The sequence below is a fragment of the Tetragenococcus halophilus genome, from assembly GCF_001712815.1.
Classification (GTDB): domain Bacteria; phylum Bacillota; class Bacilli; order Lactobacillales; family Enterococcaceae; genus Tetragenococcus; species Tetragenococcus halophilus.
On the sequence record NZ_CP012047.1, the window covers coordinates 531,194 to 549,937 of the forward strand.

Sequence of the window (18,744 nt, forward strand, 5' to 3'; positions counted from 1 at the left end):
TTCTTTTAACAAAAAAATAAACCGATACTTAAGAGAGTTACGTTAAGCGTCGGTTTATACACAGTGCAGTTTGTTATCACCCACTTTTTCTAACCATTTCGATATTTAAATCATCTACGTTTTCAAATTCACTTTCTTGTTGGAGATCGTGGTTATACCAATCTCCTTCGAATGGATTGTTCCGTTTAGGCGTATAAATGATACTTCCATCGTGGCCATGAAAAACATCGAATTCGGTATTTTCTGGTACTTTAAATTTATTGGGTACAGTTAGAACATGAGAAGAACCCACTTTACGAAGTTTAACGGACATGATAATCACTCCTAATATATATCTTATATATTCTCTTGAGTAAAATGACAAATATTTACGCAAACAAGTATGTGTCCTTATACGGTTACTTTAACTCAACTATGAAGTTTAATTGACGAAGGCCTTTGTTTGTATTACAATGTAATACGAGTGGAGGTGCATTGTTATGGCTATGATTACAGTACGTGTAAGTGACGCGGAAAAAGAATGGTTGAATTATATGGCTGATTTCTACGGAATCTCTTTGTCTGACCTTTTAAAAACCTATTCGATGGAACAATTAGAAGATGAATATGACCGCCAAACAGCTGAGATTGCATATAAACATTGGCTCGAAAATGGTAAGCAAACAGTATCAATGGATGAAATTCTTTCTGAATTTGGAGGTTTAGAATGAGCTACCGCTTAGTCTTCACTTCTGAAATACAAAAACAATTTAGAAAAATGGATAAATATCAGGCGACTTTAATTACTCGTTGGCTGTATCAGCATATTGATGGAATTGACGACCCTCGCAAATTTGGCAAAGAACTAACTACAAATCGGTCTGGTCAATGGCGTTATAGAATTGGCAAATATCGTGTTATCGTTGAAATAGAAGATAGCCAATTGGTTGTACTAGCTGTTCAAGTTGGTCATGAAAAAAATGTTTATAATTGAAAAAGGACAGATAAGATTATCTTAAAAAGTTATTACTAGAACTTTTTATGTTGCTTTTTAAAGTAACATAAAAGTTGAATAGAGTAAGAAAATTTGTTATAATTGTTGTGTAAAGAAGAGTTGTGTAAACAACTCTTCAATAACAGCACCGATTAAGACGGTGGCAGAGTTTGATTAATAAAAAATAATCGTCGTCCTGCTAAAGTTGACGGTTATTTTTTTCTGTCATTTTTTAGCAATTCAACGACTAAAGCAATTAAGGCGATGGTAAATGTACCAAAACCTAAAATTACCTGAATCGTCTCAAATGCAGACAAAAGGCTTCTCCTTTCTTTAGTTTTAGTTAGTACGCACATACGCACCACCTCACTTTCGAAAAAGATAGCCACCGTCATAAACTTTACTGTTACTTAATAAAGTAACATAAAAAATACTGAAGTTCTATATATTCCTTATTATTAAGTCTTTTTTTAATAATCTTTGGCATAACAGACAAATACCGGAAACAAACATTTTTTATGGTGTTTGTTTCCGGTAGTTTTATTACCTATTAATGTGTTTCTCCGCCAACAGCTTTTAAGTCATCTTTATCTCCAAAATTAACAATTGCTTCAATTGTCTTTTCGATACAAAAAGCAATATCAGAAATTTGCATAAAAGGTTGGTTAGGCTTGTTTACAACCTGTTCAGCGATGAAAGGAACATGAATAAAGCCGCCTTTCATATTAGGGAACTCTTTATCAATCATATATTGGACTTGATACATGATATGATTACAAACAAAGGTACCAGCTGAATTAGATACTGCTGCTGGAAAACCGTTATTTTTCACATTTTCTACCATCGCTTTGACAGGTAGCTGTGTGAAATAAGCCGCTTGACCGTCTGTTTGAATCGTTTGGTCAATCGGTTGGTTGTCTTCATTATCAGGGATTCGCGCATCGTCAACGTTAATAGCAACTCTTTCTGGCGTAATAGTGAAACGCCCGCCTGCTTGACCAATATTTAAAACGATATCTGGTTGGTGTTTTTGAATCGCTTTTTTACAAACATCGGCTGATTTACCATAAACCGTTGGAATTTCTTCTTTAACAATTTCAGCACCTTTAATGGTGTTAGGAAGTTTTTTGACTGCTTCCCACGCAGGATTTATTTTTTCGCCGCCAAATGGGTCGAATCCTGTAATTAAAATTTTCATATTACTCTTCCTTTCTTTAATTTTTTAATAATGAATAATACTTTTTTATTTCCTTATTCAATATCTTATTTTTGAATAACGCTTTCTTGTTTCATTATTCATTATTTTAATATTGAATAATGCTTCTTGTTTCCACTCTTCAATTTTTCAACAATAAGTAACATTTCTTTGTTTTTTTGTTCGTTTTTATCTTTTTTGAATAACGTTTTCTCATTTCATTATCCATTATTTCAGTATTGGATAATGTTTTCTTATTTTATTATTCAATATTTCAATTTTGAATAACGTTTCTTCGTTTCTTTATTCAATTTCCAAGTTTGCTTTAGTTAAAAAGCTAGTACATACATTAAAACGATATGAACTACAATCATAACCAAGGCCATAGGGATTTGCGCTTTGATGACGCCATTTGCATCTTTCATTTCCAACAAAGCAACCGGCAAGGCATTAAAATTGGCACCCATCGGAGTTAACAAAGTACCACAAAAGCCGGCGGTCATGGCTAAACTACCAGCAATCACCGGATCTCCACCTTGGGCGATAACAAAAGGAACACCAATGCCAGCTGTGATGACAGTAAACGCCGCAAAAGCGTTGCCCATAGCCATGGTAAACAACACCATCCCTAGACAATAAGCAACAACGCCGAAAAATTGGTTTCCAACTGGGATAAGGTTGGCGATGGCATCAGCTATGACTTCACCAACGCCAGCTAAATTAAAAATCACACCTAAAGCAGCCAATAATTGAGGCAAAATCCCAGTGGTTCCGACAGATTGGAACATGCGATCCGTATCGTCCATAATTGTTTTAGGTTTAGCAGAAGTAATGATCACAGCGACAATTAAAGCGACGATAGAGGCCACGCCGATGCCTACTTGACCACCTAAAACGGTATAGGAAACACCCACTGCTGTTAATGCCAGTACAATGGCAGGAAAGAAAATCCAACTACCAATTCGTTCGGCAGCTTTTTCTCCTTGTTTATCATCTAACTTGGCAATATTACCAATTTTTACTTGCTTAAATAATGTCAAGATCCCAATGATGACTAACATAATACCAGATACAGCGTAAGGCAAGAAATTACCGAAAGCAAAAATGATGCCTAAAAATAACCAAAATAACCCCGTACCGATTCGAGCTGAGTTGGTATGATCTCTAAAAGAACGAATCGAAGTCATCGCAGCTAGAATACCAATTAAAATATAAAACAACTCAAGAATCGTATCAATTGTCTGTGTCATTGTTTAGGTCACCATCCTTTGTAATGCCATATTTTTTAGCTAATTTGCGATCGTATAGCATATTTGAAATCGCAGCTAGTACAAGCGCAATGACTGCAACAATTAAAGAATATTGCACAATGCTAGCTTCTGATACATCATAGTTTAAATCTCGCAATGTTCCAGCAATTAACAAAACACCAGAAGCTGCGACAAAAGTATTTTGCCCATAAAAGTTGGCGTAATTTTCATTAGCTGCCGCACGGGCCTTCAGTTCTTCTTTATCTTTATCCGAAATATCACCGTATTTAGTTGCCGCAGCTTGGGTCATAGGATTAACGATAGGACGAACAAATTGTGGATGTCCTGAAATACGAATCCCTAAAAGACCGGCGATTTCCCGGATTGCCATATAAAGCGTTAAAAATTTCCCTGGCGTCATTCCTTTAATTTTTCGGATCAAAATCACCGCTTGTTGACGCAAACCAAAACGTTCTGAAAGACCAATCATCGGTAAAGTGAGTAGAAAAATCGTTACGAGTCGATTTTCCACAAATGCTTGTCCAAAAGCTTCTAAAAAGTCCATTATAGGTATGCCAGATACTAGAGCTGTCGCAAAAGCAGCGAAAACAACGACCGCGATTGTATCTAATTTAAATAAAAATCCTAGTAAGATAATAAAGATTCCAATGAGTTTTATCCACTCCAAAACAAATCCCTCCTTTAAAAATTTCACACAATATAGAATGCTCATGTGTCTAAGTACTTATCCTACCTGAAATTTTGTTATTTTTCACTAATTTCATGTTTATTTTAAGCTGAAATGTTATCTTATTGGATTAAAGCGGTAGCAATTGGTATTCTAGATATAGGAGGCGCTTATTATGACGAACCAAGTACATTTTAGAATGAACGAAGAGGATAAAGAAAAGTTCAGAAAGGTAATGCAAAGCATAGGTTTAGAGCCTAATGAAGCTTATCGTATCTTTGTAAAACGTTCAATTGAAGTAGGCGGAATTCCCTTTGAAGTCTCTGTCCCAAATTCTCAATTAGAAGAAGTAACGAAAAGCCAGGATTATATTGAATTTGAAAACGGGAAGGAAGGTTTGGATTGGTTAAATGAAGAATAGGCCTAAATATAAGTCTGCGTTCGAATGAAAATTTAAAAAGTATTATAAAAATGCTTAAAGGTGATCGTTATGAAAGAGAAGATTTTGAAAGAGTTTATTGGAAACTTTTTTGTGATAAACCTCTGGAATCTCAATATAATGATCACTTTTTAGTCAGCCGGACTGGGGATTAATTTATAAGTATGATGGAGCATTTGTCCGATTTATTGATACAGGCACGCACGCAGATCTTTTTAGCTAAGAGGTAACTTTAACGCTATAACAAAATCGTCTTTGTGTTAGTAATTAATACGGTTAGTTTCGAAATAGGGAGAGGCTCACTTTGATCCTTTGACAAAAATTCTTTTTCATTTCTTTTTTAGAATTTAAAAAAAGAAATGTCATAATTTATTCACTTTTTATCGTTATATTAAAAATGTACCAACGAAACAACCCTAAAACACTTTTTCATTTTTTAACTCCTTTCCCGCCAGTTACCCGCTGGCGGGTCTTTTTTTGTGTTTTAACGTTGCATGTCAAAAAACCATCGCAAAGTTTTGTTCATTTCATCTATGACCTCTTTTTTTGAGAGGGTTTCTTGGTTTTTTAACCACCAAAAAGCCGCTTGTTTAAAGGCACCTAGCAAAACTTGTAGGCTAAAATCGACATTTGTTGGTAGTTGATACCCCATATCATAGAAATGGCGTAACCGTTTTTCTAATTGTTGTTTTAGCTTATCATCTACTGTTTCAAAGATAGAAAAGCTTGTGCCATCAATTTTTAAAGGTAAAAGAACTTTTTGATATTCATCGATTGCGTCAAGCATGGTTTGAAAAAGGGTGATGAAATAGCGAACGGGATGCGTATCATCGGTTTTTTCTTCTACTTTAGCTATGTAGTGTTCTTGTAATGATTGTGCGGTAAAATTAAAAAAGTCGTACTTATCATTAAAGTGTTTATAAAAGGTAGGGCGACGAATTCTAGCTTTTTGACACAGTTCGTTGACCGTGATTTTATCGAGTGATTTTTCCTTCAATAAATCTAACAAAGCAGTAATAAGCGCGTCGTAAGTTTTTTGAACACGCAAATCGAGTGAGCTTTCCATGAGAAGATGTTCCTTTCCTAAATTTTAACAAACAATTTCGGCGAATGTGTCATTTAATTTCCACAATTACTCAAGTTGTTTGTTGTAATTTTTGTCAAGCCTATTATAATCAATAAATGAACATATGTAAATAAACGGTCATATGTCATTTAACATACTTTTGTAAATGAGGAGCGAAAAGATATGTCAGTGATTGAAGTCGAACAACTAACAAAAGATTACGGTTCTCATCGTGGTGTATTTGATGTATCTTTTGAGGTTGGAGAAGGCGAAGTTTTTGGCTTTTTAGGTCCAAATGGCGCTGGAAAAACCACAACGATTCGTCATTTAATGGGCTTTTCGAAGCCACAATCGGGAGCAATTAAAGTATCGAATAAAGATTCATGGAAAGACGCAGCGGCGATCAAACGAGAAGTCGGTTATTTGCCTGGGGAATTAGCTTTTCCTAAAAATATGACGGGAAAAGCGTTTATCGACTTTATGGCAAGAGAACGTCAAATCTCGGATATGACCAAGACGGATCACTTAATTGATATGTTTGAATTAGATATTTCTCCTAAATTAGATACGATGAGTTTGGGAACTCGTCGGAAAGTGGCGATTGTGACAGCCTTTATGCATGACCCAGATATTTTGGTGCTAGATGAACCAACTAGTGGCTTAGATCCGGTTATGCAGGAACGTTTTATTGAATTTCTTTTAGAAGAAAAAAGAGCCGGCAAGTCGATTCTTCTATCCAGTCATATTTTTAGTGAAGTGGATGCCACGTGTGATCGAATTGCGATCATTAAAGAAGGCGAAGTGGTTTCGACCGTTGTTGCGGATGATATTCGGAAAAATGAAAATAAAACTTATAAGATCGAATTTGCTGATGAAGATGAATATCAACGTTTTGTTGACAATTCTTCGTTAGATATCACGGTCAAACGTCCAAGTCAAAATCAGGCAAAGGTCGAAATCAAAGATGAAAATATCAAAGAGCTATTTACTGATTTAAGTCAATACCAATTGAATTTTATTACCGAAGAGAAGTCTTCACTAGAAGATTACTTTATGAACTTCTATGATACCAACAAGAGTGTTTCGTCTGGAGAAGAGGTGTTGAGCCATGGGATACATTGATTTAGAAAACTTAACAAAAGATTACGGGCAAGATAGTGGCGTATTTGATATTTCTCTTTCGATTGAGCAAGGAGAGACTTTTGGCCTTGTCGGTATTAATGGTGCTGGAAAAACAACGACAATCCGTCAATTGATGGGATTTATCAAGCCAGATAGTGGACAAGCTTTTATTAATGGCATGGATACGCAAAAAAGTAGTGCCCAAATTAAACGCTTTGTCAGTTATGTACCTGGAGAAATCAATTTTCCAGCAGATAAAACCGGCGAAACCTTTTTAAAGCGGCAGATGGAAAAAGCGGGACGCGGCAGTTGGGAACGTTGTAAGGAAATTTGTGAACGACTGCAATTAGATTATACCGCTGGACTAAAGACAATGAGTAAAGGGATGAAGCAAAAAACAGCTTTGGCTGCAGCGTTCTCCTTGGGTTCTGACGTGTTGATTTTAGATGAACCTTCAACTGGCTTGGATCCTTTAATGCGTGATGTATTTATCGATTTAATCAAAGAAGAAAAAGAAATGGGACATACGATCTTTTTGTCGAGTCATATTTTTGAAGAAATCGAACAAACTTGTGATCGCGTAGCTATGATTAAAGATGGCCGTATTATTGATCAACTCGTCATGGATGACCTTCTTCATAATAAAAATAAAACCTATAAATTAGAATTTAAAACAAGGGAAAGTTTTCAACAATTTCAAGCGTTGGATTATGAGCTGACAAATGTAAAAGAAGAGGACCTGCAATTAAACGTCAACATCAATGATAAAGATATCAATGACTTGATGAATGATCTTCAACATTATGATGTTTTATTCTTTAAAGAAATCAAAACGAATTTTGAAGATTACTTTACCAATGTATTCAAGGAGGAAGTAGCCAATGTTTAGTAAACCAATTTTTAAACAGAGTGTACGTAGTAACGGTCCATTATGGTTAGTTATCACGATTGTTTTAAGCTTACTAATTACTATTTTTATTGTAAGTTTTGATGCGGATGATATCGGACAAATTGTTAGTGCAGCAGAAGATACGTCTTTTGGGGATCAAGTTTCTGATCTTGGTACCCTGATGGGAACGTTAGAAATGTTCTTTAAGATGGTTGCCATTTTATTGGGATTAATCTATGGCGTGTTTTGTGCCAATAATTTAGTGGTAAGTGAAATCGATAGTGGTTCAATGGCGTATACCTTATCGACTCCAATCAAAAGAGGGACGGTCATTTTTACCAAAATGGTTTATATGATTGGTTCCATTATCTTGATGTTTGCTGTCACAGCAGGCGTTGGTATGGGCGTCACAGAAATTGTTCATAATAACCTTTCGGGCAATGCCATTACAGAAGATGTGGAAGAAGCTGCGGCCGCTCTTGATCGCGATCCTTCTTATGTGCGCGATAATCTTTATATGATTAAAGATGACGATTATGCGCTACAATCTGGAGCAGATGCGCGAGGTATGGATGAAACGACCTATGGCAAATATCTAGATGAAGCGATGAAACGTGATAGTTTGGATAAAGCTTCTGATGAGATTACAGACAGTCGTAAAGATGAATACGATGATGACGACGATATGGATAAAGATGACATCGAAATTACCACAGACGAGTTAGCTGATGATCCAGGCATGATTTTAAACGATAGCGATGCCTTGCAAGAAGGTAGTAAACCTCTAGGTATGAACGTGAATGAATATCGTAATTATGTTAATGATTTAGTGGACGAAAATGAAAATGAAGAAGATGAAGATACAAACGGTCAAATGAACCCATCCGCTGTTTTATCCACAGCTAAAGAAGTCACTGAAAGTGAGCTAGACGTAAGTTCAGCTACGGTAGATGACAATATGAATCTGATGAAAAATGACAATGCGCTAGAAGCCACTTCTGAAGCTACCGATGTTCCAGAAGATCAATTGTCTGATATGATAGATGAATCCATGGTCTCTTCTGCGATTGATTCTGATGAAGGCACTGAATTTGACCTTGAAACCTTTGGCTGGTTGATTTTAGGCTCATGCTTATTGACATTAGCTATGGGAAGTATTTCTTTTTTTGCAAGCACGTTATTCAATCGGACCAATGCGGCAATGGCCGTAGGTGGTGGCTTGCCACTGGCATTTTACATTGTCAGCATAGTGATTGAACAAAATGATAATCTAGAAGATTTGAAGTATATTACGATAACTACTTTATACAATACAAGCGAAATCATTGCTGATGGTGATTTCTTAATTCAAATGGGTGTACTTGCCGTAATACCTGTTGTCTTGTATACAGTTAGCGGATTTATCTTTACCCGTAAAGATTTGCCGCTTTAATAAAAAATAACTTGGGATGAAAAATAGATTCTCTTATCCTCTTATCTAAGAAAATAACTTTTTAGATAAGGGGATTTTATTAATTATTTTTTAGAACTATTCTAATAGAAAAAAACATATAAGCTATTGCCAATGATTATCGTTCTCAATTACGGTTTTCTAGTATCAATTGGAAAAAATAAGTGCTAAGCTGGGATGGAAAGTTGGAGGGTGATGAAGTGAGTAATTTTAAAAAATTTGTCCTAACGATTTTTATTGGCATTATTGCTTTAATTATGGAATTTATGTTTAATCAACCGCAAGTTGCCTTTTGGATTATCGCTATTGCAGGAGGCGTCATGGCAATTTCTATGTTTATTGGCATGATTCAGACCTTAAAATCTGGGAAATACGGGGTAGATATCTTAGCGATTACGGCTATTGTCGCCACCTTGTTGGTTGGTGAGTATTGGGCAAGCTTAGTAGTATTGGTAATGCTTACAGGCGGAGACAGTTTAGAAGACTATGCCAGTCATCAAGCGGGTCGTGAATTGCGCACCCTTTTAGAAAATTCACCGCAAGTTGCCCATAAAATCGTGAATGAACAGTTACATGACATTGAAGTAGAGGAAGCCAGTGTCAATGACCTTCTTTTGATTAAGCCAGGCGAAATTGCTCCGGTAGACGGGACAGTAGAGACAGGAACAACGCTGGTGGATGAATCGTCTTTAACAGGAGAATCCCGACCCATTGAAAAATCGGCTGGTGATGAAATAATGTCGGGCTCCATTGTGAAGGATGCTTCAATCCGTATACGAGTAATCAAAAAAGCAAGTGATAGCCAATACCAAAAATTAGTCAAATTAGTGGAGGAATCGAAAGCCAAACCTGCTCATTTTGTACGGTTGGCGGATCGGTACGCAGTTCCTTTTACTTTAATTGCCTATATTATCGGAGGCTTTGCTTGGTTTATTTCTAAAGATCCCGTACGTTTTGCGGAAGTTTTGGTTGTAGCTTCGCCTTGTCCATTAATACTAGCTGCGCCGGTTGCTTTAGTGGCAGGTATGAGCCGTTCGAGTAGAAACGGTATTGTCGTTAAAACAGGAACAACGATTGAAAAATTAGCTAAAGCAAATACCATTGCCTTTGATAAAACGGGAACTTTAACTAAAGGAAAGCTTTCTGTCGATGAAATTCAATCTGAGAATAAGCAACTTTCTGCAAAAGAGTTACTAACTTTAGCAGCAAGCGTCGAACAAGAATCGACTCATATTTTAGCACGATCGTTAGTTGCGCAAGCAAAAGAAGAGAGCCTTCAACTGCGAGCTGTGAAAAACCTACAAGAGGTGACTGGAAAGGGCGTAGAAGCTTTTGTTGCTGGAAAAAAAGTTCGCGTTGGCAATGCTTCATTTGCTGGAAATGGTTTTGTAGGGCAAACGAACAAAACGGTTGTTTATCTTACAGTAGATGAACAGTATGTTGGTTATATTACTTTTAAAGACGTACTTCGTTTAGAAGCCAGAGAAACCATCAATCAATTAAATCAGCTAGGGGTCGAAAAAACCGTAATGTTGACAGGTGATGATGCAGAAATTGCTTATCAAATTGCGGAAAAAGTAAATATTTCTGATGTTCATGCTCAATGTTTGCCTGAAGAAAAAATTCAAGTCCTAAAAGATCTAGAAGAAAAGCAACGTCCACTTATTATGGTAGGCGATGGTGTCAATGATGCGCCGGCTTTGGCTACGGCAGATATTGGCATTGCCATGGGCGCGCATGGGTCGACTGCGGCCAGTGAAAGTGCGGATGCGGTTATTTTAAAAGATGACTTAACACGAGTATCAGAAGCCATTCGTTTGTCAAAAGATACCATGAAAGTAGCCCAGCAATCTGTTTTGATTGGAATATTTATTTGTGTAGCTTTGATGTTGGTTGCAAGTACTGGTCTTATACCGGCATTGTTAGGGGCAGCTCTACAAGAAGTGGTGGACACGGTGTCGATTTTGAGCGCTCTGCGGGCAAGAAGGGAAAAAAGCCATACAAGAATGCATATGAAGCCCAGAATAAGTTAACAATTGAGAAAAAGTAGTATAAGAAAGGGTAAAAAGCATGAATAATATCGTACCTGTCTGAGGAGGTTAATGTTTATCGTATCTTATCCACAAAACAAGATTATATTAAAATCTTGAAACTGGAAAAACTTTAGAATGGAAAAAATGTCTATCAAGGCTTTGGTAGGCGTTTTTTTATGGCTAAAAATTTAGCTTTTTTCGCTCATTTGATAAAATACGTACTGATTAAATTCGTGTGATAACGTTGATAAAGCGTTTGTATAAACATTTACTGCGTTGTTTCCTTCTGGAAAACTTCCTTGTTATAGGAAAGAAAATTTTACGAAAAACACTTTATCCTGAATGATTTATAAATTTTTCCCAGGATCATTCAATCCTTGGCATGTGCTTTTTTCTAAAGGTTGAGTTGCTTCACCTTCTGGGTGTACAAAAAGAACGCACTTCGTGTTATTGTAAAGTCAACGAAACATAACAATAAGGAGTGCGTTCTTATGTCTTTCACTTTACAACAAAATTCTCTTACATTCAATAAGCAAAAAGCCATCTTGATCGCCAATGACGGTGGCACCTTAACCAATGACGCGGGGCTCGTCTTACTTTCGGAGTTTCTAAATCAAATTCGTTTTGATTCCCTGTTAGCGCAATACGTTCATATTCCAGAGTATCGTGCCTTCGCCCAACATGAATGGCTGGATGTCGTAAAACAATGGCTATATCAATTGATCGCTGGTTATTCTCGAGACCGAGACGCCAATACCTTACAATATGATCGCCTTTTTAAGGAAGCATTGAAACAAGAACGCCTTAGTTCGCAATTTATGATGTCTACTTTGCTTCATACCTTGACAGAAGAAAATGTTAATCAACTATTACAAGTGGCGAAAAAACTTGGCGATTTAGGCATGGACCAGCAAAACAGCCAACAACTCGTGCTTGATCTGGATTCCACCTGTTGTCCCACTTACGGAAAGCAAGAAGCAGGGGAATATATTTACCACTATGGCCTCAATGGGTATCATCCATTTGTGGCATTTGAAGGTTTAACCGGATTGGCATTAGATGTTCGCCATCGTCATGGCAAATCTTATACCTCCACCCACGCCGAAGATTATCTCGTAGAAATGTTGGCGCATTACCAACAACGTTCGAGTGATCCCACAATGCTTGTACGCGGGGATAGTGGCTTTGCCAAACCGGAAATTTATAAACAATGTGAGTGTCGAGGCGCCCATTATGTGATTAAATTGAAAAATAACGTACGGTTGATTCATTATGCGCAACATCTTGTCCAATATACCAACGGTACGGACTACACAAAGTCCGAACATCAATATTTTAAGATGGCTTATCAAGCAGATTCTTGGGACCGATCTCGAACAGTAGCCATCAAGGCTACTCGAAAAGCCGAAACTTTACTTTTTTCCGAATTTCAATTTGTGGTGACCGATTTCGCTCATCTTTCGCCCCAAACCATTTTTCAGCTCTATCAAAAACGAGGGAATATGGAAAACTTCATTAAAGAAATGAAGACCGGATTTTTCGCTGATAAAACGGACAGTCCTTCCTTTTTAGCGAATAAGGTTCGCTTAGCCCTAAGTTTTATCGCCTATAATATCATCCACTTGATGAAACAGCTGACTTTTCCGCAAGAGAAAAAGACGACGGTGATTGACACGATCCGTTTTCAACTATTTCATATTGCTGGAAAAGTCACAGAACACGCGCGTCAAGTGCAAATTCACTTATCAAGTACGAATGTTTACAACACGCTTTTTTGGGAAGTCCTTACACGAATTCAGCGATTGAATCTCTAGTTTACTTTTCCCCTTTTCCTCTTGATAAAAAAGGCTTGGCTTTCATTCTCTAGGAAGAATTTTATCTTTTTTTAGCGTCGTTCGATCATCCCTTTCTATTCTTTATTCAAAAGCGGCGATAAAAAGGGAAAATAACATAAAAGTCACCTCGTTGAACAGTCGAATGCGTTATCCACAAATTTTTATAAATCATTCAGGCTTATAATTGCAAAAAACACTGGTAGGATTTATACGATGAACAAAAAAGGGATGTTAATGGTGTTAATAACAAAGTTATACATTTGTAACTGTTAGATCCCTTTTAAATTTTATGGAATGGAAGAGGCGCTTAGGAATGCAATTCGTGTTTTTATTGACCGGTTTAGCTTTTGTTTTTGTGGTGGGCTGGCTAGCAAGTAGTAATCGGAAACAGATTAAGTTTAAAAAGATGGGCATGATGTTTGTCTTGCAACTCATTATTTCTTTCCTCTGTTTGAATACGTCAGGTGGCGTCCATGTAATGGAAAGCATTTCTGTCTTTTTCGGTTGGCTAATGGAACAAGCCGCAGGTGGTGTTGACTTTGTTTTCGGCGGATTGATGGTTCAAAAAGGAGCATCTGTCTTCTTCCTGGACGTTTTAATGCCCATCGTTTTTATTTCGGCATTAGTGGGGATTTTAAATTATCTTAAAATTTTGCCCTTTATCATCAAATGGACAGGGTATTTATTAAATAAGATAGCCGGGATGGGAGAGCTCGAAAGTTACTTTGCAGTATCTACTGCTATATTAGGGCAACCTGAAGTATTTCTCACCATTAAAGACAAAATTCCAAAATTAGATGAGAAGCGTCTCTATACGATTTGTGCTTCTGCAATGAGTGCGGTGTCGGCGACTGTTTTAGCTTCTTATATGCAATTAGTACCAGCTAAATTTGTGGTGACAGCAGTATTTTTAAATATTTTATCTGCACTGATCGTCTCTTGTATCATCAATCCTTATGATGTGGCCCCTGAAGAAGAGCTTTCCATGAACACGAATGAGTCGCTAAATGTTAGTAAAGAACCGTTTTTTCAAGTCCTTGGCAATTATATCCAAGATGGGTTTAAATTAGCAACCACAGTTGCAGCGATGCTCATTGGTTTTGTCGCTCTAGTTACCTTTTTAAATAGTACTTTTGTAGCGATTTTTAATGTCGAATTTACGACTGTCTTAGGTTACATATTTTCACCGATCGCTTTTTTGATGGGCGTTCCTTCAGAAGACATCACACAAATTGGTAGTTTAATGGCAACAAAAATTTTAACCAATGAATTTGTTGCTTTAGGTGAACTCAACCAAGTAGCTGAAGCATTAAGCCCAAAAGGCAATGCAATTATTTCTTCTTATTTAATTTCGTTTGCCAATTTTAGTGTGGTAGGTATTATTACTGGTTCCATTAAGTCTATCAGTGAAAAACAAGGAGGATTTGTAGCCAAATTTTCTATGAAGCTTTTACTAGGTGCTACCTTAGTTTCTATTTTAACGGGAACAATTGTAGGTGTATATTTTTAATAAGGCTGAAATAAGAAAAGCAGAAGAAGTTGACAAAGCGAAGTTCAACTTTTTCTGCTTTTTTTATGGGTAATAATGCTATTCTTTCAACGCTTAATTCGTTTCCTCTTTATAAGAATCATCGTTTTCAATAGAGATGATTTCGTTCATATCATTAAGGTCTAAAGCTTCGGCTATTCTTTGCATATGACCAAGGTCAATACGCTTCCGGTCGTTTCTGGCTAAATGGCTTAGTGAAGAAATTTGAATGTCCGTGTCTATCCCCATATCCCTTAAAGAGTCATAATTTTCTTTGGCAAGTTTATCAATATGTAAAACGATCTTCTTAGGTTGGTATCCAGCTTTCATGGCAGTCTTCCTCTCGTGATTTATTTAACTACCAAAAGCATAGTATAGCCGTAGTAAAGAAGTGTTATACGTATCTATATCAAAGGATGAAAAATATAAAAAACGCATAGAAATTCTATGCGTCTTCTTCATCATCTTCAATGGAAATAATTTCGTTCATATCATTTATATCTAAGGCTTCCGCAATACGTTTAAGATGACCTAGGTCTATTCGTTGTTTTTTTCCACTAGCAAGCGGGCTTAACGCAGATATTTGGACATCTGCTTGCCTTCCTAGTTCCCGTAAGCTTATATTTTCTTGTTCAATGAGTTCATTAATATGTATCACTATTTTTTTTACTTTCATCAAATAAGCTCCTTCACTAGTTGCATTTAAAAAAATTATAGTATATAATAACTTCAGAAGTGATATAGATTCCTATATCAAAGTGCTTTTCATTTAATTGTTAACTTTTTTATTGAAAAAGTTTTTTACATCATGTGTTAATTACAGAAAGAATTAATGAGGAAACAATAGTTTTAGTCAAAAAGGTATAAGTTTTGAAGGAGAGAGGAGAATGTACCAATAAAAACATGGTCGCTAAGATTTATGTAGGGAATAAAAGGTAGTAGTTAATGTAGAAAAAAATAGGTTTATTTTTTTGCCTAAAAATAATCACTATTTATAAGTAATTATTTAATTAATCTATTTGAAAATAGGATACGGGGGGTAACTAGACAGAAGGCTTAACCCAATTTCTCCTAACTTTGTTTAGGAGAAATTGGGTTTTTGTTTGTCCACGTTTTAGTAAAAGTGATTCATCATAGATTTTTTCAAAATTTATATTTAATTTCAATTTTATGAAAGCGCTAAATTTAATATCACTAAAATATTCACATGATACTAATGCTTGGTTGTTAGCAGGTAACAAATTTCGATTGTCATGATCAGTAGTGAGCAATTTTTTGAGAAAAATGAAAAATTAAAAAAAAGGAGTGGTAGAAATCGATGGGAGCAACGGTTAGTAGCACGCAACTATTAGTTGGTTTATTAATTGGTATAGCAACTTTAATATTTCTGGCAATGAAAACACGTATTCACACGTTTGTAGCGTTATTAATTGCCTCTATAATTACAGGACTAATTGGAGGTCTGCCTTTTGAAAGCGTAATGGAATCCATAACTGAGGGGTTCGGAAGTACTCTTGGAAGTACTGGTATTATTATTGGACTAGGCGTCATGATGGGAGCAGTTTTAGAAAAATCCGGCGCAGCTGAGAGGATGGCCTTTTCAATCATTAAATTGATCGGACAAGGAAAAGAAGAATGGGCCTTAAGTTTTGCAGGGTATATAGTGGCTATTCCAGTTTTTTCTGACTCAGGATTAGTTATTTTAACTCCGCTAGCTAAATCTCTTTCTAGAACTACTGGGAAAAGCGTTGTTGGGCTTGGTTTGGCCCTTGCTACTGGTCTTCAATTAACGCATGTATTTATTCCACCTACCCCGGGTCCCTTAACTGTAGCAGGAATATTAAATATTGATCTTGGAATTATGATTATGACGGGTATAGCACTAACAATACCAACAATTATCGCTTCTACGATCTATTGTATTTGGGTAGGTAAAAAAATTTATCAAGTGCCTAACGAGGATGGAACAGGCTATATACGTAAAGATTATAAAGAAGAATATATTAAATCTATTGATAATATTAAACAGATGATGGAAGAAAAAAACTTACCTAATACGATGATGTCTTTTGCACCAATAATAGTTCCGATTATTTTTATTCTTTCTGATACTGTAATGAACTTTTTAAATATACAAGGAACTTTAACTACAATAACCGGATTTATTGGGAATCCGATTATTGCTTTGATTGTAGGTTTAATTCTTTCTATATATGGTCTTGCGAGAAGGTTTACAAAAGATGAATTGATGAGTGCTATGGAAGATGGAATAAAAACAACGGGAATGATCATGCTTGTTACAGGAGCAGGCGGAGCTTTAGGATATGTAGTTCAAGATGCTGGAATTGGAAATGCACTAGGAGAAGCTATTATTTCATTAAATATTCCAGGGATCTTAATTCCGTTTATTATTGCTGCAGTAATGCGGATTTCTTTAGGAAGTGCGACAGTGGCTTTAGTAACTGCAGCCACTTTAACAGCACCATTAGTCTCTCAGTTAGGGTTAGATTCTACTCTTGTAGGAATGTCTACTTGTGCTGGGGCAGTATCTTTTAGTTATTTTAATGATAGCGGATTTTGGGTATTTAACGGTTTATATGGTTTGAAAAACATAAAAGACCAGTTTATGTGTAAGACTGTAGTTTCATTTGTAGGAGCAGGGACTGCATTGGTAGTAGTGCTAGTTGCTAACGCTTTTGTAGGTTAAGAAAGGATATTTGCGATGAGTAGAAAACAAAATGCTATAAAAGTTGATGAAAGGGACAACGTTTGTACAGTTGTTACCTCAACAGGACTCAGTCCAGGGGGTGTTCTTTTAAATGGAGTGAAAGTATTAGAAGAAATACCATATGGACATAAAGTAGCATTGAGTAGCATAAAAAAAGATGAGCCAATTATCCGTTATGGTGAAACGATAGGTTACGCTAACGCAACTATTAGTGAAGGGGGGTGGATTAATGAAGATAAGATGCATGTCTTAGAACCAGTAGACATTGCAAACTATTCAATTAAATCTGATGAGCCTGATAAAGAATATCGGTTTAGAGGAAAGGCTGTCAAAAAAAGGTATTTTATGGGGTATCTTAATAAAGATGGCACAGCAGGCACTAGAAATATTTTAGCTATTAATACAACTGTTCAATGTACTGAGGGAGTAGTAAATAAAGCAGTTGAAAAAATAAAACAAGAAATCTTACCTAAGTATCCTAATGTAGACGATGTGATAGCAATTAACCATATTTATGGTTGTGGTATAGCTATTGATGGGGAAAACGCTGATATACCAAAAAGGACTATCAGAAACATAGCTGAAAACCCAAATTTTGGAGAAGAGAGATTGGTTGTTTCACTTGGATGTGAAAAGCTTATCCCACAAGGAGCTTTCAATACGAGTCATCTAAACGAAAATGACTATTTAATTACTTTACAAGATTATAAGGGTTTTTACAAAATGATGGATGCTATTTGTAAAAAAGCTGAGGTGTTGATAAAGCGCTTAAACAAACGTAAGAGAGTGCTATGCGATTTAAGCCATTTGGTTATAGGTTTGCAATGTGGTGGAAGTGACGCGCTTTCTGGAGTGACAGCCAACCCTGCTATAGGATACGCAGCAGATTTATTAGTACAACATAAGGCTAAGGTAATGTTTTCGGAAGTGACGGAGGTACGTGATGCTGTTCACTCACTATTTAAGAGGATAAGAAATAAAGAACTAAGAGAAAAATTGATAGCCGAAATGCTATGGTATGATAATTATCTTAAAAAATCAAAGGTAGACCGTTCTGCAAATACAACTCCTGGAAATAAAAAAGGAGGACTTTCGACTATTATTGAAAAGTCAATGGGTTCGGTGGCTAAGTCGGGAACTTCTGAAATTGTAGATGTACTTTCTCCAGGAGAAAGAATTAAAAAATCTGGATTATCGTTTGCAGCTACTCCGGCTAGTGATTTTGTTTGTGGATCAGAGCAATTAGCTTCCGGTATGACGCTTCAAGTCTTTTCTACTGGAAGAGGAACTCCTTACAATTTACGACAAGCACCAGTAATTAAAGTAGCATCAAATAACGGTTTATATAACAAGTGGGAAGATTTGCTAGATGTAAATGCTGGAACAATTGCAGCAGGTGAAAAAACAATTAAAGAAGTTGGCGAAGAAATATTTGAAACAATTATTGAAGTAGCTAGTGGGAAAAAAGAAGTGAAATCTGAAAAGCATGGATTATATAATCAATTAGCGATTTTTAATCCCGCCCCTGTTACTTAAATAATTATAATT

General features: G+C 36.2%; 19 protein-coding genes. 11 read left to right on the forward strand and 8 right to left on the reverse strand.

The genetic code is table 11. The features are described from left to right. Positions 1-76: 76 nt before the first annotated feature. The gene (gene mazE / locus AC806_RS02445) at positions 77-313 is read right to left on the reverse strand and encodes a type II toxin-antitoxin system PemI/MazE family antitoxin (RefSeq protein ID WP_014123898.1); all 237 of its coding nucleotides are present in this window, start codon (positions 311-313) and stop codon (positions 77-79) included. A gap of 166 nt (positions 314-479) precedes the next feature. On the opposite strand from mazE, the gene relB reads away from it, so the two are divergent. Then, positions 480-710, forward strand: a complete 231-nt coding sequence (relB, locus tag AC806_RS02450; RefSeq protein ID WP_014123899.1) for a type II toxin-antitoxin system RelB family antitoxin — start codon at positions 480-482, stop codon at positions 708-710. Continuing rightward, positions 707-973 (forward strand): type II toxin-antitoxin system RelE family toxin, encoded by a 267-nt coding sequence (locus tag AC806_RS02455; protein ID WP_014123900.1) that lies wholly within the window; start codon positions 707-709, stop codon positions 971-973. The genes relB and AC806_RS02455 overlap by 4 nt, the downstream gene beginning before the upstream one ends. Positions 974-1,185: 212 nt before the next feature. Here AC806_RS02455 and pepG1 read toward each other — a convergent pair whose 3' ends face one another. The 4 genes from pepG1 to AC806_RS02475 all read right to left on the reverse strand — a co-directional run bounded on the left by pepG1 (position 1,186) and on the right by AC806_RS02475 (position 4,106). Continuing rightward, entirely contained in the window at positions 1,186-1,329 is a 144-nt protein-coding gene (gene pepG1, locus AC806_RS02460; RefSeq protein ID WP_069028715.1) for a type I toxin-antitoxin system toxin PepG1, read from the reverse strand. 194 nt (positions 1,330-1,523) lie between these two features. After that, positions 1,524-2,171, reverse strand: a complete 648-nt coding sequence (gene pcp / locus AC806_RS02465; protein WP_014123904.1) for a pyroglutamyl-peptidase I — start codon at positions 2,169-2,171, stop codon at positions 1,524-1,526. Between the two features lie 326 nt (positions 2,172-2,497). Continuing rightward, positions 2,498-3,418 (reverse strand): DUF979 domain-containing protein, encoded by a 921-nt coding sequence (locus AC806_RS02470; protein WP_069028716.1) that lies wholly within the window; start codon positions 3,416-3,418, stop codon positions 2,498-2,500. Further along, on the reverse strand, positions 3,402-4,106 hold the full coding sequence (locus tag AC806_RS02475; RefSeq protein ID WP_069028717.1) for a DUF969 domain-containing protein: 705 nt from the start codon (positions 4,104-4,106) through the stop codon (positions 3,402-3,404). The genes AC806_RS02470 and AC806_RS02475 overlap by 17 nt, the downstream gene beginning before the upstream one ends. A 175-nt stretch (positions 4,107-4,281) precedes the next feature. Between AC806_RS02475 and AC806_RS02480 the strand changes: the two genes are divergently transcribed. Beyond that, positions 4,282-4,527, forward strand: coding sequence for a type II toxin-antitoxin system RelB/DinJ family antitoxin (locus AC806_RS02480; RefSeq protein WP_061840030.1), 246 nt, complete (start codon positions 4,282-4,284; stop codon positions 4,525-4,527). Positions 4,528-5,029: 502 nt separating this feature from the next. Here AC806_RS02480 and AC806_RS02485 read toward each other — a convergent pair. Beyond that, positions 5,030-5,611, reverse strand: coding sequence for a TetR/AcrR family transcriptional regulator (locus AC806_RS02485; RefSeq protein WP_061840029.1), 582 nt, complete (start codon positions 5,609-5,611; stop codon positions 5,030-5,032). A gap of 183 nt (positions 5,612-5,794) precedes the next feature. Here AC806_RS02485 and AC806_RS02490 point away from each other — a divergent pair, with 183 nt between their 5' ends. The 6 genes from AC806_RS02490 (at position 5,795) to AC806_RS02515 (ending at position 14,450) form a co-directional block, all read left to right on the forward strand. Continuing rightward, complete coding sequence (locus AC806_RS02490; protein ID WP_069028718.1) at positions 5,795-6,733, forward strand: ABC transporter ATP-binding protein; 939 nt, start codon at positions 5,795-5,797, stop codon at positions 6,731-6,733. After that, complete coding sequence (locus AC806_RS02495) at positions 6,720-7,622, forward strand: ABC transporter ATP-binding protein (RefSeq protein WP_069028719.1); 903 nt, start codon at positions 6,720-6,722, stop codon at positions 7,620-7,622. The genes AC806_RS02490 and AC806_RS02495 overlap by 14 nt, the downstream gene beginning before the upstream one ends. Then, complete coding sequence (locus AC806_RS02500; RefSeq protein WP_069028720.1) at positions 7,615-9,054, forward strand: ABC transporter permease subunit; 1,440 nt, start codon at positions 7,615-7,617, stop codon at positions 9,052-9,054. The genes AC806_RS02495 and AC806_RS02500 overlap by 8 nt, the downstream gene beginning before the upstream one ends. Positions 9,055-9,272: 218 nt before the next feature. Further along, the gene (locus tag AC806_RS02505; RefSeq protein ID WP_014123916.1) at positions 9,273-11,105 is read left to right on the forward strand and encodes a heavy metal translocating P-type ATPase; all 1,833 of its coding nucleotides are present in this window, start codon (positions 9,273-9,275) and stop codon (positions 11,103-11,105) included. A gap of 491 nt (positions 11,106-11,596) precedes the next feature. Then, positions 11,597-12,919, forward strand: coding sequence for an IS1380 family transposase (locus tag AC806_RS02510; protein WP_014124543.1), 1,323 nt, complete (start codon positions 11,597-11,599; stop codon positions 12,917-12,919). 334 nt (positions 12,920-13,253) lie between these two features. Continuing rightward, positions 13,254-14,450 (forward strand): NupC/NupG family nucleoside CNT transporter, encoded by a 1,197-nt coding sequence (locus AC806_RS02515; RefSeq protein WP_069028721.1) that lies wholly within the window; start codon positions 13,254-13,256, stop codon positions 14,448-14,450. 93 nt (positions 14,451-14,543) lie between these two features. On the opposite strand, the gene AC806_RS02520 is transcribed toward AC806_RS02515, so the two are convergent. Continuing rightward, on the reverse strand, positions 14,544-14,798 hold the full coding sequence (locus AC806_RS02520; protein ID WP_014123919.1) for a helix-turn-helix domain-containing protein: 255 nt from the start codon (positions 14,796-14,798) through the stop codon (positions 14,544-14,546). 115 nt (positions 14,799-14,913) lie between these two features. Further along, on the reverse strand, positions 14,914-15,144 hold the full coding sequence (locus AC806_RS02525) for a helix-turn-helix domain-containing protein (RefSeq protein WP_014123920.1): 231 nt from the start codon (positions 15,142-15,144) through the stop codon (positions 14,914-14,916). Between the two features lie 642 nt (positions 15,145-15,786). Here AC806_RS02525 and AC806_RS02530 point away from each other — a divergent pair. Both AC806_RS02530 and AC806_RS02535 read left to right on the forward strand, forming a co-directional pair. Further along, on the forward strand, positions 15,787-17,175 hold the full coding sequence (locus AC806_RS02530) for a GntP family permease (protein ID WP_014123922.1): 1,389 nt from the start codon (positions 15,787-15,789) through the stop codon (positions 17,173-17,175). A 15-nt stretch (positions 17,176-17,190) separates the two neighbouring features. Further along, complete coding sequence (locus AC806_RS02535; RefSeq protein WP_014123923.1) at positions 17,191-18,732, forward strand: UxaA family hydrolase; 1,542 nt, start codon at positions 17,191-17,193, stop codon at positions 18,730-18,732. Positions 18,733-18,744: the final 12 nt, after the last annotated feature.

Excerpts from the sequence above, each read along its gene's own strand:
- AC806_RS02480 (WP_061840030.1), top strand. The coding sequence starts at position 4,282 with ATGACGAACCAAGTACATTTTAGAATGAACGAAGAGGATAAAGAAAAG.
- AC806_RS02530 (WP_014123922.1), top strand. The coding sequence starts at position 15,787 with ATGGGAGCAACGGTTAGTAGCACGCAACTATTAGTTGGTTTATTAATT.
- AC806_RS02495 (WP_069028719.1), top strand. The coding sequence starts at position 6,720 with ATGGGATACATTGATTTAGAAAACTTAACAAAAGATTACGGGCAAGAT.
- AC806_RS02490 (WP_069028718.1), top strand. The coding sequence starts at position 5,795 with ATGTCAGTGATTGAAGTCGAACAACTAACAAAAGATTACGGTTCTCAT.
- AC806_RS02500 (WP_069028720.1), top strand. The coding sequence starts at position 7,615 with ATGTTTAGTAAACCAATTTTTAAACAGAGTGTACGTAGTAACGGTCCA.
- AC806_RS02485 (WP_061840029.1), bottom strand. The coding sequence starts at position 5,611 with ATGGAAAGCTCACTCGATTTGCGTGTTCAAAAAACTTACGACGCGCTT.
- pepG1 (WP_069028715.1), bottom strand. The coding sequence starts at position 1,329 with ATGTGCGTACTAACTAAAACTAAAGAAAGGAGAAGCCTTTTGTCTGCA.
- AC806_RS02510 (WP_014124543.1), top strand. The coding sequence starts at position 11,597 with ATGTCTTTCACTTTACAACAAAATTCTCTTACATTCAATAAGCAAAAA.
- mazE (WP_014123898.1), bottom strand. The coding sequence starts at position 313 with ATGTCCGTTAAACTTCGTAAAGTGGGTTCTTCTCATGTTCTAACTGTA.
- pcp (WP_014123904.1), bottom strand. The coding sequence starts at position 2,171 with ATGAAAATTTTAATTACAGGATTCGACCCATTTGGCGGCGAAAAAATA.
- AC806_RS02525 (WP_014123920.1), bottom strand. The coding sequence starts at position 15,144 with ATGAAAGTAAAAAAAATAGTGATACATATTAATGAACTCATTGAACAA.
- AC806_RS02515 (WP_069028721.1), top strand. The coding sequence starts at position 13,254 with ATGCAATTCGTGTTTTTATTGACCGGTTTAGCTTTTGTTTTTGTGGTG.
- AC806_RS02470 (WP_069028716.1), bottom strand. The coding sequence starts at position 3,418 with ATGACACAGACAATTGATACGATTCTTGAGTTGTTTTATATTTTAATT.
- relB (WP_014123899.1), top strand. The coding sequence starts at position 480 with ATGGCTATGATTACAGTACGTGTAAGTGACGCGGAAAAAGAATGGTTG.
- AC806_RS02535 (WP_014123923.1), top strand. The coding sequence starts at position 17,191 with ATGAGTAGAAAACAAAATGCTATAAAAGTTGATGAAAGGGACAACGTT.
- AC806_RS02455 (WP_014123900.1), top strand. The coding sequence starts at position 707 with ATGAGCTACCGCTTAGTCTTCACTTCTGAAATACAAAAACAATTTAGA.
- AC806_RS02520 (WP_014123919.1), bottom strand. The coding sequence starts at position 14,798 with ATGAAAGCTGGATACCAACCTAAGAAGATCGTTTTACATATTGATAAA.